Annotated in this window: 11 protein-coding genes; 7 read left to right on the top strand and 4 right to left on the bottom strand. The window is 71.3% G+C overall.

Annotation, left to right across the window (positions count from 1 at the left end):
- Positions 1–8: 8 nt before the first annotated feature.
- A complete protein-coding gene (locus M2165_RS17915; protein ID WP_280815935.1) occupies positions 9–767 on the bottom strand; it encodes an RNA methyltransferase in 759 nt (252 codons plus the stop codon).
- 119 nt (positions 768–886) lie between these two features.
- On the opposite strand from M2165_RS17915, the gene M2165_RS17910 reads away from it, so the two are divergent.
- From M2165_RS17910 to M2165_RS17900, 3 genes are read left to right on the top strand one after another with little or no spacing between them, the layout of a single operon-like run.
- Positions 887–1,945 carry an inositol monophosphatase family protein gene (locus tag M2165_RS17910; protein WP_280815934.1) on the top strand — a complete coding sequence of 353 codons (1,059 nt, stop codon included), beginning with the start codon at positions 887–889 and terminating at the stop codon, positions 1,943–1,945.
- Entirely contained in the window at positions 1,945–4,194 is a 2,250-nt protein-coding gene (locus M2165_RS17905; RefSeq protein ID WP_280815933.1) for an FUSC family membrane protein, read from the top strand. Before M2165_RS17910 ends, M2165_RS17905 begins: the two co-directional genes overlap by 1 nt.
- Positions 4,194–5,288, top strand: coding sequence for a mechanosensitive ion channel domain-containing protein (locus tag M2165_RS17900; RefSeq protein WP_280815932.1), 1,095 nt, complete (start codon positions 4,194–4,196; stop codon positions 5,286–5,288). The genes M2165_RS17905 and M2165_RS17900 overlap by 1 nt, the downstream gene beginning before the upstream one ends.
- On the opposite strand, the gene M2165_RS17895 is transcribed toward M2165_RS17900, so the two are convergent.
- Together M2165_RS17895 and pcaQ are read right to left on the bottom strand one after the other, a co-directional pair.
- Entirely contained in the window at positions 5,264–6,511 is a 1,248-nt protein-coding gene (locus M2165_RS17895; protein ID WP_280815931.1) for a DUF418 domain-containing protein, read from the bottom strand. The genes M2165_RS17900 and M2165_RS17895 overlap by 25 nt on opposite strands.
- A gap of 17 nt (positions 6,512–6,528) precedes the next feature.
- Entirely contained in the window at positions 6,529–7,464 is a 936-nt protein-coding gene (gene pcaQ / locus M2165_RS17890) for a pca operon transcription factor PcaQ (protein ID WP_280815930.1), read from the bottom strand.
- A 129-nt stretch (positions 7,465–7,593) separates the two neighbouring features.
- Here pcaQ and M2165_RS17885 point away from each other — a divergent pair, with 129 nt between their 5' ends.
- Entirely contained in the window at positions 7,594–8,628 is a 1,035-nt protein-coding gene (locus M2165_RS17885) for a tripartite tricarboxylate transporter substrate binding protein (RefSeq protein WP_280815929.1), read from the top strand.
- Here the strand turns inward: M2165_RS17885 and M2165_RS17880 are convergent.
- Entirely contained in the window at positions 8,600–9,127 is a 528-nt protein-coding gene (locus M2165_RS17880; protein ID WP_280815928.1) for a MarR family transcriptional regulator, read from the bottom strand. The genes M2165_RS17885 and M2165_RS17880 overlap by 29 nt on opposite strands.
- A gap of 94 nt (positions 9,128–9,221) precedes the next feature.
- Between M2165_RS17880 and M2165_RS17875 the strand changes: the two genes are divergently transcribed.
- The 3 genes from M2165_RS17875 (at position 9,222) to M2165_RS17865 (ending at position 12,689) form a co-directional block, all read left to right on the top strand.
- Complete coding sequence (locus M2165_RS17875) at positions 9,222–10,217, top strand: tripartite tricarboxylate transporter substrate binding protein (RefSeq protein ID WP_280815927.1); 996 nt, start codon at positions 9,222–9,224, stop codon at positions 10,215–10,217.
- Between the two features lie 29 nt (positions 10,218–10,246).
- Entirely contained in the window at positions 10,247–11,233 is a 987-nt protein-coding gene (locus M2165_RS17870) for a Bug family tripartite tricarboxylate transporter substrate binding protein (RefSeq protein WP_280815926.1), read from the top strand.
- 139 nt (positions 11,234–11,372) lie between these two features.
- Positions 11,373–12,689, top strand: a complete 1,317-nt coding sequence (locus M2165_RS17865) for a sulfatase-like hydrolase/transferase (protein ID WP_280815925.1) — start codon at positions 11,373–11,375, stop codon at positions 12,687–12,689.
- Positions 12,690–12,753 lie beyond the last annotated feature (64 nt).

Below are 12,753 nucleotides of genomic sequence, written 5' to 3'. Positions count from 1 at the left end.
CGGGCAGTCTAAGGCCGGGAATCTTCGCTTACGGACGATGGGGTTTTAGATACTTTCGCAGCATCCGCCATCGCCTTGGCGATGCCGCGCAGGATGTGGATCTCCTCCGGCGTGGGCTGCGCGCGGTTGAAGAGCTGCGCCAGGCGCGGCATGAGCTTCTTGGGCGCCTGCGGATCGAGAAAGCCGATCTCCACCAGCGAGCGCTCCCAATGTTCGAGCATGCCGGCCAGCGCCTTCGCATCGGCGGCCTGCACCGGCGCCGTGGCATCGCGCACGGCGTAGCCGCCGAGCGCCAGCCGCCATTCGTAGGCCAGCACCTGCACCGCCGCGCCGAGGTTGAGCGAGCCGAACTCCGGGTCGGTCGGAATGCTCAGCGCCACGTGGCAGCGGTAGACGTCCTCGTTGCGCATGCCGAAACGCTCCGAGCCGAACAGGAAGGCGACGTGCTGGTCCCCCTGCCTCGCGAGCGGTTCGAGGTGCTCGCGCGGGCTGCGCGTGGGCGGGCCGAAGTCGCGCGGGATCATGGCGGTGGCGCACAGGTGGGTCACGCCGTCGAGCGCCTCGTCGAGCGTCTCCACGATGCGCGCGTTGGCCAGCACGTCGAGCGCGCCGCTCGCGCGCTGGATGGTCTCTTCCCGCCGCAGCACGTTGGGCCAGCGCGGCGCGACCAGCACGAGGTCGTCGAAACCCATGGTCTTCATGGCGCGCGCGGCGGCGCCCACATTGCCGGCGTGGCTGGTCTGGATCAGGATGAAACGGGTGCGCATGGCGGTCGAAAGGCACGGAACGGCCCAAGCCGGTAAAATCCCCGATTCTCGCCGCCCGCATCGCCGGGCCGCTCGCCGGGGCGCCAGCCGCTCCTTTTGCCGTTCTTCCCCACAATCCAATGTCGTCCCCCAACCTGCATCCCATGCTCAATGTGGCCGTCAAGGCCGCACGCGCCGCCGGCGCGATCATCAACCGCGCCGCCCTCGACGTCGAGGCCGTGCGCATCTCGCAGAAGCAGGTCAACGACTTCGTCACCGAAGTCGACCACGCGAGCGAGCAGGCGATCATCGAAACGCTGCTCGGCGCGTATCCGGGGCACGGCATCCTGGCCGAGGAATCGGGCACCCAGCACGGTGCCAAGGATTCGGACTACGTCTGGATCATCGATCCGCTCGACGGCACCACCAACTTCATCCACGGCTTCCCGGTCTACTGCGTCTCGATCGCGCTGTCGGTGCGCGGCAAGATCGAGCAGGCGGTGATCTACGATCCCACGCGCAACGACCTGTTCACCGCCACCAAGGGCCGCGGCGCCTACATGAACGAGCGCCGCATCCGCGTCTCGAAGCGCACCCGGCTCAGCGAATGCCTGGTCTCGACCGGCTTTCCGTTCCGCACCGGCGACAACTTCAAGCAGTACCTCGCGATCATGGCCGACATGATGCCGCGCATGGCGGGCCTGCGCCGCCCCGGCGCCGCGGCGCTCGACCTGGCCTACGTGGCGGCGGGCTTCACCGACGCCTTCTTCGAGACCGGCCTCAACCCCTGGGACGTGGCCGCGGGCTCGCTGCTGGTCACCGAGGCCGGCGGCCTGATCGGCAACTTCACGGGCGAGCCCGAGTTCCTCGACCAGCGCGAATGCCTGGCCGGTGCGCCGCGCGTCTACGGCCAACTGGTGCCGCTGCTCGCCAAGTACTCGAAGTTCGCGGGCCTCGACGACAAGCTGCGCGCCAGCGACCGCGTGCGCGCCGTGTCGGCCTCGACCAAGCCCGAAGGCGAAGCCTCGGCCGACCTCTACGCGCGCAGCACCGTGCCCGACCTGCCGGCCGCCCCGCTCGAGGGCGATGCGGCCGCAGCGGCGCCCGCCGCGGCCCCGGCACCGCGCAAGCTCACCCGCGTGCGCCGCGACGCGCCGGCCGCGGGCGGCGCCTCCGAAGGCGAGGCCGACGGGCGGTGATGGGGGGCCAGGCCGACGCGGCGCACGGCGCCTGGGGCCGCGAGGCCCTGCGCGTGGTGCTGAGCCACTACGTTGCGAGCGGCCTCACGGTCGCGGTCGGCCTGCTGCTGATCTCGGCCGGCGTGCACCTCTGGCTCGGCGCCGTCGCGGCCTCGACCGCGGCGGTCGGCGTGATCGTCACCGCGCCGCCCGACCTGCCGGGCCCGCGCCGCGGCAAGTTCTTCCAGATGCTGCCGGCGCCGCTGATCGGCCTGCCGCTCTTCTTCCTGGTGCAGGTGCTGCACACGGCGCCGATCCGCCTCGGCCTGGTGCTGGTGCCGGCCACCTTCGTCGCGTTCCTGGCCATGGCCTGGGGCAAGCGGGGCATCCCGATCGCGATCGCGGTGATGTTCTCGATGATCTTCTCGATGGCCACGCCCGCGCCCAGCGGCATGGCCGAGGCGCTCGAGCGCACCTGGCATTTCGGCCTCGGTGCCGCGCTCTACGTGCTCTGGGCCACGCTGGCCAGCCACGCGCTCAACGGCCGCCTGCGCACGCAGTCGATCTCGGACGTGCTGTATTCCCTTGCCGCGCTCATGCGCACCGAGGCGAGCCAGTTCACGCCGCGCGACGACACCAGCGACGTGCGCGAAACGCCCGCGCCGCTGCTCGGCCGGCTGCTGCGCGAGCAGGCGGCGCTGGCGGACCAGCTGCAGGCGACGCGCGACATCGTGCTCGAATCGCCGCGCACGCCGCGCCGGCAGCGGCTGGCGGCGATGCTGGTGATCGTGCTCGAGATGCGCGACCAGCTGCTCGCGAGCGAGCTCGACCTCGATGCGCTCAAGAGCCATCCCGACCATGCCGAGGCGCTGATCGAAATGCGCCGCGTGCTCGAGGAGCTCGCCGACGACACCGCGGCCCTCGGCGATGCGCTGCTGCTGCGCCGCCAGCCCGAGGCGCTGGCGGACCGCAGGCCGCGGCTCGCCGCGATCCACCTCGCGGGCGAGGACCATGCGCCCGGCCACGGCCTGCCCGGCCCGAATGCCGCCATGCTCGCGCGCGGCCTCGCGAGCCGCATCGGCCACATCAACGACGAGGTGCTGCGCCTGTCGGCGATGGCGCGCGGCGATGCGCAGCCCGACCTCGCGGTGGTGCGCGCCAACTGGCAGCTCTTCGTGAGCCCCACCGACTGGTCGATCCGGCCCTTCCTCACGCTGTGGCGCTGGGACGCGCCGCCGCTGCGGCATGCGATCCGCGCCGCGCTCGCCATCGCGGCGGGCTACCTGATCGCGGTCTCCCTGCCCTGGGGCTCGCACGACTACTGGATCCTGCTGACCATCGTGGTGGTGCTGCGCGGCAGCCTTTCGCAGACGCTGGAGCGGCGCAACCACCGGGTCGCCGGCACGCTGCTGGGCAGCGTGCTCGCGGTGGGGCTGCTGGCGGCGCACCCGTCGCCGCTCGCGCTGCTGGCCATCGTCACGGTGTCGCAGGCCATCGCCCACAGCTTCGCCGTGCGGCGCTACCTGATCACCGCGGTGGCGGCCACGGTGCTGGGGCTGGTGCAGGCGCACATGCTCAACACCGGCACCGCGCCGATCTTCGCGCTGTTCGAGCGCATCGCCGACACGCTGATCGGCGCCGCGCTCGCGTGGGGCTTCTGCTACGTGCTGCCTTCGTGGGAGCGCGGCCAGATCCCGGCGCTGGTGGCGCGCGTGCTGACCGCGCAGGCGCGCCATGCGCGGCTCGCGCTCGGCCTCGGCCAGCTGAAGGCGATCGACAGCAGCCCCGAGCTCGAATGGCGGCTCGCGCGCCGCGAGGCCTACGACAGCCTCTCGGCGCTGGTGCAGGCCACGCAGCGTTCGCTCTCCGAGCCGCGCGCGGTGCAGCCGCCGCTCGAGCCGCTCGAGCACCTGCAGGCGCACAGCTACCAGCTGCTCGCGCAGCTCAGCGCGGTCAAGTCGATGCTCGTGCTGCGGCGCGACCGGCTCACGCCGAGCGAGGTCGAGGGACCGATCGGCCGCACCGCGCAAAGAATCGAGGCCGCGATCGGAACGCTGCCGACCACCGGCCCCTCGCAGCCCGAGAGTCCGGGTTCGACCACCGTCGGCGGTCCGATCCCGCTGCCCGATCCCTTCGACAACGACATCAGCCCCTGGCTGCTGCGCCGGCTCGACCTGGCCACGGCCCTCTCCACGCAGCTGCGCGACGACGCGGCGCGCATTCTTCAACATCTGCACGAGACCACCGCCGCGAAGACCATCCCCGCCTGATGAAACAAGAGATCCTCGCCCATCCCTGGTTCGGCACCTGGATTGCCGTTCTCATCGCCGTTCCGCTTGCGCTGCTGGTCCACCGCGTCGGCGGCCTGGTTCTGAAGCGGATCACCCGCCCGGCGCCCGCGCTGCATTCGACGGTGCTCGCCTGCCATGCGCCCGCGCGCCTGGTGCTGCCGCTGATCGCGCTGCTGATGGTGTTCCAGGCCGCGCCCGAGGACCTGCGCTTCATCGGCAGCGTGCGGCATCTGAACGGCCTGCTGCTGATCGCCGCCACCACCTGGCTCGCCACGCGCGCCATCAGCGGCTTCGCCGACGGCGTGCTCGCGAAGCATCCCTACGACGTGTCCGACAACCTGCAGGCGCGGCGCGTGCTGACGCAGACGCGCGTGCTCTCTCGCACCGCCATCAGCATCGTGCTGGTGGCCGGCGGCGCGATGATGCTCATGACCTTTCCGGGCGCGCGCCAGGTCGGCGCGAGCCTGCTGGCCTCGGCCGGGGTGATCGGCATCGTGGCGGGCCTGGCGGCCAAGCCCGTGTTCAGCAACCTGATCGCCGGCCTGCAGATCGCGCTCGCGCAGCCGATCCGCATCGACGACGTGCTGGTGGTCGAGGGCGAATGGGGCCGCGTCGAGGAGATCACCGGCACTTTCGTGGTGCTGAAGATCTGGGACGACCGGCGGCTGATCCTGCCGCTGAGCTACTTCATCGAGAAGCCGTTCCAGAACTGGACGCGGCATTCGGCGCAGCTGCTCGGCTCGGTCTTCCTCTACCTCGACTACGGCATGCCGCTCGGCCCGCTGCGCGAGGAGGCCGAGCGCATCGTCAAGGCCGCGCCCGAATGGGACGGCCGCTTCTTCAACCTGCGCGTGACCGACGCCACCGAGCGCACCATGCAGGTCCGCGTGCTCTGCACCGCCGCGACGTCGGGCCTGGCCTTCGACCTGCGCTGCACGGTGCGCGAGGGCCTGATCGACTTCGTGCAGCGCGAGTACCCGCAGTTCCTGCCGAAGATGCGCTTCGAGGGCGAGGCCGCGCAGGCCGCGCGCGCAGGCGGCCTGCCGGGTCAGGAAGCCGCGCCGGCGCGCTGATCCCCCGCGCGGTGGCGCCGCCGCAGCGGCGGCCGCCGGAGGTTGGTGAACGCACGCAGCAGCCACTCCGCCGGGCCGTAGGCGAAGCGGCTCATCCACCACCGGCTCAGCACCAGGTTGCCCGCGAAGATGACGAAGGCGATGCCCAGGCTCGCGAGCGGACCGACGGTGCCGATCCACCGCAGCCCGTAGGCCAGGAAGAGCCAGGCGCAGACCAGCGACTGCAGCAGGTAGTTCGACAGCGCCATGCGGCCCGCGGGCGCGAGCAGCCGCGCCAGCCAGGCGCCGCGCGCCGACTGGAACAGGAGCAGCATGCCGGCCGCATACGCCGCCGAGAGGAACGGCGCCGTCAGCAGCGTGACCGCGAGGCCCTGGATCTCGCGCACCGCGTCGTTCGCCCGCAGCGTGGGATAGGCGTAGGCCAGCGCGCCCGGCACGCCCACCAGCAGGCCCCATGCCAGCACCCGCCGCAGCAGGCCGCGGTGCGCCGCGGGGTTCGCGAGCATTCCGCGCCGCCCGGCGATGAAGCCGGCGAAGAACATCGCGAGCGCCTGCGGCGCCTGCACCAGGCCGGTGATCCACCAGATCTGCGAGAGGTCGTGCAGATGCTGCGCGATCACCGTGGCGGCCGTCCCGCGGTAGGCCGCGAGCGCCGCGGCGGCGTCGTCGTAGGCGCTGGCCGCCACGCCCGCCATGCCCGCTTGCGCGAAAAAGTAGCCGACGCCGGCCCACAGCAGCGAAAACACCAGCACCAGCGCGATCGCCGCGCAGGCGAGGAACACGTCGCCGCGCCGGCGCAGCATGAGCAGCACGGCGCCCAGCACCGCGTAGGTGGTGAGGATGTCGCCGAAGTAGAGCAGCACCCCGTGCAACACGCCCAGCACCCACAGCCCCACGAGCCGGCGCGCCATGCGCGGCGCGAAGGCGCTGCCCTCGCGTTCGGCCGCACGCATCTGCAGCGTGAAGCTGTAGCCGAACAGGAACGAGAACAGCAGGTAGAACTTGGTTTCGAACAGGAAGGCGCGGACGAAGGCGCCCAGGCGGGCGGCGAGCGAGACGTCCATCGGATCCGGAATGCCCAGGCCGTAGTAGGTCGACGCGAAGCTCGCGATGTTGACCACCAGGATGCCCAGCAGCGCGAAGCCGCGCAGCGCGTCGACCATCTGCTGGCGTTGCGGCGCGGTATCGGCCGCATCGGGCGCGGGGCCGGCGGGAGATGCCATGGGTTGCGTGGGGCGGGTCATGCGGAGCGCCCGAGTCTCGCATCCGCCGCCACGATGCCGCGGATCGCCTCGATCAGCAGCCGCGCGCCGTCGCCGGGTTCGGCGCTGCGCCGCACGGTGAAGCCCACCGGCCCGTCGGTGCGCGTGGTGTCGATGGCCACGCGCCGCAGCGCGCCGCGCGCGATGAAGCCTTCCACCGCGCCCTGCGGCGCGAACCACACCGCGTCGGAGCGCTGCAGCAGCCCGACCACGAAGCTGGTGTCGGTGGCCTCCACGAGGCGACGGGGCAGCGCCATGCCCTGCGCGATCAGGAAGGCATCGGCCATGTGCCGGATCAGCGTGCCCGAGACCGGCAGCACCAGCGGATGCGCGGCCAGCGCGTCGAGCGTGGGCCGGCGGCGCGCCGCGAGCGGATGGCCGGGCCGCACCACGAGCAGCAGCGGCTCGCTGTAGAGCTGCTCGAAGGCCAGGTCGGCCATCGCCGACGCCTGCGCGAGCCGGCCGAGCACGAGGTCGATCTCGCCCTGGCGCAGCTGCGTCATCAGTTGCGCGTTGGTGCCGCTGACCACGCGCACGCGCAGCGACGGATGCGCCGCGTTGAGCCGCGCCACCGCCTCCGGCAGCAGGTTGGCCGCCATGTTCGGCAAGGCGCCGACCGCCACCCGCAGCTGGTCGGCCTCGGGTTGGTCCATGGCAAGGCCCAGGCCCTCGCGCAGTCCGCGCATCGCCGAGACCGCGTGGCGCACCAGCACCTCGGCCGCCGGCGTGAGCTCCACGCCGCGGCGACGGCGCACCAGCAGTTGCCGGCCGACGATCTCCTCCAGCTCCGCGACCGTCTTGGACACCGCCGGCTGCGTCAGCGACAGCGCCTCCGCCGCACGCACGAGGTTGCGCTCCTGCGCCACCATCACGAGGCACTGCAGGTGGCGCAGCTTGAGCCGCGCAAAGTTCATGGCTGACATCCGTCTTCCCCTGTGAGATGGCCGTTCAAATATAACCATCCGGAATAGCTGCCGGAAGAGCTTTCAGTTGTGCGCGTCCGGCGTCCCTCCTAGAGTGCCGCGACAGGAGACAAGCACGACATGAACGCCGCCATCCCGAAGAAGACCCCGCGACAGCAGCAGAAAACCGGCGCCCCGGGCATGCCGCGCCGGCTGGCGCTCGCCGCCGCGGCCTGCACGGCGTTCTGCCTCGGCCTGGGCCCCGCGAGCGCGCTGGCCGAGGCGGCCTATCCCGCGAAACCGGTGAAGTTCGTCACCAACTTTCCCGCGGGCGGGCCGCTCGACATCCTCGGGCGCGCGCTCGGCGACGTGCTGCAGAAGGAACTGAAGCAGCCCTTCGTGGTCGACAACCGCCCCGGCGCGGGCGGCAACATCGGCGCCGACCTCGTGGCCAAGAGCCCCGCCGACGGCTACACGGTGCTGCTGGGCATCGACAGCACCTTCACCATCAATCCGCACCTCTACGCCGCGATGCCGTTCGCGCCCGGCGATCTGAAGCCGCTGATGATCTTCAGCTCCTCGGGCCTGAGCTTCGGCGTGTCGCAGGGCGTCAAGGCGAAGACGCTGCCCGAGTTCGTCGCGCAGGCGAAGGCCGAGCCCGCGACCTTCAGCTCGGCCGGCAACGGCAGCCCGGGCCACATCGCGGCCGAGATCTTCGCGGGCGCGACCGGCGCGAAGATCACGCACGTGCCCTACAAGGGCAACGCGCCCGCGGTGCTGGCGCTGATGGGCGGCGAAGTGCAGGCCGGCATCCTCGCCACGCCGGGCCTGCTGCCTCAGCTGCAGGCCGGCAAGCTGCGGGCGCTGGCGGTCACGGGCCGGCAGCGCTCGCCGCTCCTGCCCGAAGTGCCGACCGTCGGCGAGCTGGGCCTGAAGGACATGGAGTTCGAGGTGCTCTACCTCGCGATGGTGCCCGCCGCCACGCCCGAGCCGGTGCTGCAGACGCTGCGCCAGTCGCTCGCGAAGGCACTCGCGCTGCCCGAACTGCGGTCGCGCCTGGCCACGCTCGACATGGTGCCGCTCGCCGAAACCGGCGCCGCCGCCGCCGACCGGCTGGCGGCGAACCGGGCGCGCTACGGCCGCATCGTCAAGGCGACCGGGATGAAGGTGGATTGACCGCAGCCGCGCCGCGGCGGCCGCGGTCGGCCTTGGGCAGCACCGCTTCCTCGACCATGCGCTCGGCCTTCGCCTGCAGCCGGTGCAGCGCGGCATCGAAGCGCTGCGCTTCGTCCGCATCGAGCGCGCCCAGCAGCTCGGCATTGATCGCGGTGACCAGCGGAAAGAGTGCCTCGTACAGCGCCTGCCCGGCATCGGTGAGGCCCAGCCGCACCTGCCGCCGGTCGCCCGCGCGCGCGGTGCGCGAGACCAGCTGCTTCGCGACCAGCGAACCCACCGCCTTGGAGGTGCGCGCCCGGTCGAGCTGCGCATGCTCGGCGAGCGCCGACGAGCTCAGTTCGCCGCGGCTCGCGAGCGTGGCCACGAGCCGCCATTCGCGCCGCGTGATACCGAAGCGCCCCTCGCAGAGCCGGATCACCATGCTGCCCGCCACCGACAGCAGCCGCGACAGCCGGTACAGCAGCAGGTCGTCCAGCGGACGGCGGGGCGTGGCGCTCATCTGGGGTTAGCCCGGGGAATGGTTGATTAGATCAATCGACTGTAGCGTCTCTACAGTCGTCAAAGACACCCCAAAGAACACGGAGACACGCCCCATGACCCGCCCTGCCCTCGACCGCCGCCAGGCCATCGCCACGCTTGCCGCCCTGGGCGGCGGCCTCGCGCTCGCCCCGCTCGCACGCGCCCAGGCCTTCACGCCCGGCCAGCCGGTCAAGGTGCTGATCGGCGTGCCGGCCGGCGGCACGCAGGACGTGCTGACCCGCGCGATCGCGCAGCAGGTGCGCGAGTCGCTCGGGCCGCTGATCATCGACAACCGCGCGGGCGCCGCGGGCCGCATCGCGGCCGAGGCCGTGAAGACCGCAGCACCCGACGGCCACACGCTGCTGCTCGGCACCGCGAGCATGATGACCATGTTCCCGAGCGCCTACCGCAGCCTCTCGTACGACCCGATCAGGGACTTCGTGCCGATCATGAACGCGGCACGCTTCGAGCTTGCGCTGGCGGTGCACAAGGGCGTGCCCGCGAACAACCTCGCCGAGTTCGTCGCCTGGGCCAAGGCGCAGGGCGACAAGGTGAGCTTCGGCTCCTATGGCGCGGGCACGCCCTCGCACTTCCTCGGCGAAATACTCAACCGCGCAGCCGGCCTGAAGATGGTGCACGTGCCCTACCGCGGCTCCACGCCCGCGCGGCAGGACCTGATGGGCGGCACCGTGCCCGTGTACTTCGACACCGTGGGCGGCGCCCAGCAGATGCTGCCCACCGGCCGCGTGAAGGTGCTCGCCACCAGCGGCGACAAGCGCTCGCCGCTGATGCCGAACCTGCCCTGCTTCGTCGAGGCCGGCTACAAGGACGTGGTCGCGACCGCCTGGTTCGCGTACTACGCGCCGCTGAAGACGCCGCAGGCCACCGTCGACAGGCTGCGCGCCGAACTCATCCGCGCCGTCAACGTGCGCGAGGTGCGCCAGCTGCTGCTGCAGAACGGCATGTACCCCGTGGCCGACGGCCACGAGGCCCTGCTGAAGACCATGCGCGAGGACACGGCGCGCTGGGCAGGCATCATGAAGGCCGTGAATTTCCAGGCCAACGATTGACCGATTTCATCGAAGAGGAGGAACCCACCATGCTGAAGAACCACACCCCCATCACCCGCCGCTTCGCCGCGCTGCTTGCCGCGGCCGGCGTGCTGGCCGCCGTCGCGCCGCTCGCGCAGGCGCAGGCCCCCGACAGCCCGCTGCGCATCGTGGTCGGCTACGCGCCCGGCGGCGCCACCGACCGCGTGGCACGGATCGTCGGCGAGAAGCTCGGCGCCAAGCTCGGCACCCCCGTGATCGTCGACAACAAGCCCGGTGCGGGCGGCCGCCTGGCCGCGCAGCAGGTCAAGGCCACGCCCGCCAGCCAGAACGTGCTGATGCTCGCCAACCCCGCCGTGATGGTGGTGGCGCCGCTGGTGTTCAAGGACAACGGCTACGACCCCGAGCGCGACTTCGTGCCGGTGTCGCACGTCAATGCCTACGACTTCGCGCTCTCGGTCTCGCCCGCGCTGCCGGTGCGCGAGCTCAACCACCTGCTCGCCTGGATGCGCGCCAATCCGCAGCAGGCCAACGTCGGCGTGCCGGCCACCGGAAGCCTGCCGCACTTCTTCGGCCTGATGGTCGGCGAGAAGGCCAAGGTACAGACGCAGGTGATCGGCTACCGCGGCTCGGCGCCGCTCTTGAACGACCTGCTCGGCGGGCAGGTTCCGATCGCGATCGACACCGAGGACGTGGTGCTGCCGCAGCACCAGGCCGGCAAGCTGCGCATCCTCGCGCTCTCGGGCGAGAAGCGCTCGCCGTTCGCACCCAACATCCCGACCTTCAAGGAAGCCGGCCTCGACCTGGCCGCCTCGGGCTGGAACACCTTCTTCGCGCCGGCCACGATGCCCAAGGACAAGGCCCAGCGCCTGGCCGTGGCGATCCGCGAAGTGATGCAGGACCCCGACACCCAGCGCAAGTTCAAGGACGCCGGCATGACGCCGGTGGTCAGCACGCAGGCGCAGACCGTCGCGATGCTCAAGGCCTACAAGGCGCAGTGGGCGCCCGTGGTCCAAAAATCCGGCTACCAGCCCTGAAACAGGTCCACCTCCGTCCCTCGCTCACTTCGCGTAGCTCGACTCCCCCCTCCAGGGCGCAACACCAGCGGCCCGGCCAAGCCGGTTCCGCGGTGTTCCCCGAAGGGATCCGCGGAGCACCCCAGTCAACCGACCGTTCATGAACAGACCCAACATCATCTTCATCGTCGCCGACGACCTCGGCTATGCGGACCTCGGCTGCTACGGCGGCCGCGACGCCGCGTTCGGCCCCGTCTCGCCCGTGCTCGACGGCCTGGCGGCCAACGGCCTGAAGCTCACGCAGGGCTACTCGAACTCGCCCGTGTGCTCGCCCACGCGCTTCGCGATGATCACCGCGCGCTACCAGTACCGCCTGCGCGGCGCGGCCGAGGAGCCGATCAACAGCAGGAGCCGCGGCAGCACCACGCTCGGCCTGCCGACCGAGCATCCCACGCTGCCCTCGCTGCTGAAGAAGAGCGGCTACAGGACGGCCCTGATCGGCAAGTGGCACCTGGGCTATCCGCCGAGCTTCGGACCGCTGCGTTCGGGCTACGAGGAATTCTTCGGGCCGATGTCGGGCGGCGTCGACTACTTCACGCACTGCGACTCCACCGGCCGCCACGACCTCTGGTTCGGCGAGGAGGACCGGCAGGAAGAGGGCTACCTCACCGACATCCTCTCGAAGCGCGCGGTCGACTACGTGGAGCGCATGGCCGGCCAGGACGCCCCCTTCTTCCTGAGCCTGCACTACACCGCGCCGCACTGGCCCTGGGAGACGCGCGACGACGCCGGCAAGGCGCCGCTCGTGAAGGACAACCTGTTCGACTTGGCCGGCGGCAACATCCACGTGTACCGCCGCATGATCCATCACATGGACGAGGGCATCGGCTGGATCATGGCCGCGCTCGAGAAGCACGGCATCGCCGACAACACGCTGGTGGTGTTCACCAGCGATAACGGCGGCGAGCGCTTCTCCGACAACTGGCCGCTGGTCGGCGGCAAGATGGACCTGACCGAAGGCGGCATCCGCGTGCCCTGGATCGCGCACTGGCCCGCCGTGATCGCCAAGGGCGGCGAGAGCCGGCAGCTGTGCATGACGATGGACTGGTCGGCCACCATGCTCGATGCGGCCGGCGCCGAGCCCGACCCGGCGTATCCGCTCGACGGCGTGTCGCTGATGCCGGTGCTGCGCGACGCGAAGCACGCCTTCCGCCGCCCGCTGCACTGGCGCATGAACCACCGCGGCCAGGAGGCGCTGCGCGACGGCGACTGGAAGTACCTCAAGGTCGACGGCAACGAGTACCTGTTCAACATCCCGGCCGACGAGCGCGAGCGCGCGAACCTCGCGAAGAAGGAGCCCGAAAGGCTCGCCGCGATGCGCGAGGACTGGCGCGCCTGGAACGCGACGATGCCGCCCATTCCGGCAGACGCGACGGTGAGCCTCGGCTACTCGGTCAAGGACATGCCGCAGCGCTGACGACCCGGCCGCGCGCGCGGCGCCGCGCCCGCCGGCATCGCGCTTTCCGTATGGCACGATCCGG

This window comes from Variovorax sp. TBS-050B (assembly GCF_029893635.1).
In the GTDB taxonomy this organism is placed as follows: domain Bacteria; phylum Pseudomonadota; class Gammaproteobacteria; order Burkholderiales; family Burkholderiaceae_C; genus Variovorax.
The sequence above is the reverse complement of the archived record's forward strand: the minus strand, read 5'-3'. Positions and strand labels throughout refer to the sequence as shown.

Excerpts from the sequence above, each read along its gene's own strand:
- M2165_RS17915 (WP_280815935.1), bottom strand. The coding sequence starts at position 767 with ATGCGCACCCGTTTCATCCTGATCCAGACCAGCCACGCCGGCAATGTG.
- M2165_RS17910 (WP_280815934.1), top strand. The coding sequence starts at position 887 with ATGTCGTCCCCCAACCTGCATCCCATGCTCAATGTGGCCGTCAAGGCC.
- M2165_RS17905 (WP_280815933.1), top strand. The coding sequence starts at position 1,945 with ATGGGGGGCCAGGCCGACGCGGCGCACGGCGCCTGGGGCCGCGAGGCC.
- M2165_RS17900 (WP_280815932.1), top strand. The coding sequence starts at position 4,194 with ATGAAACAAGAGATCCTCGCCCATCCCTGGTTCGGCACCTGGATTGCC.
- M2165_RS17895 (WP_280815931.1), bottom strand. The coding sequence starts at position 6,511 with ATGGCATCTCCCGCCGGCCCCGCGCCCGATGCGGCCGATACCGCGCCG.
- pcaQ (WP_280815930.1), bottom strand. The coding sequence starts at position 7,464 with ATGAACTTTGCGCGGCTCAAGCTGCGCCACCTGCAGTGCCTCGTGATG.
- M2165_RS17885 (WP_280815929.1), top strand. The coding sequence starts at position 7,594 with ATGAACGCCGCCATCCCGAAGAAGACCCCGCGACAGCAGCAGAAAACC.
- M2165_RS17880 (WP_280815928.1), bottom strand. The coding sequence starts at position 9,127 with ATGAGCGCCACGCCCCGCCGTCCGCTGGACGACCTGCTGCTGTACCGG.
- M2165_RS17875 (WP_280815927.1), top strand. The coding sequence starts at position 9,222 with ATGACCCGCCCTGCCCTCGACCGCCGCCAGGCCATCGCCACGCTTGCC.
- M2165_RS17870 (WP_280815926.1), top strand. The coding sequence starts at position 10,247 with ATGCTGAAGAACCACACCCCCATCACCCGCCGCTTCGCCGCGCTGCTT.
- M2165_RS17865 (WP_280815925.1), top strand. The coding sequence starts at position 11,373 with ATGAACAGACCCAACATCATCTTCATCGTCGCCGACGACCTCGGCTAT.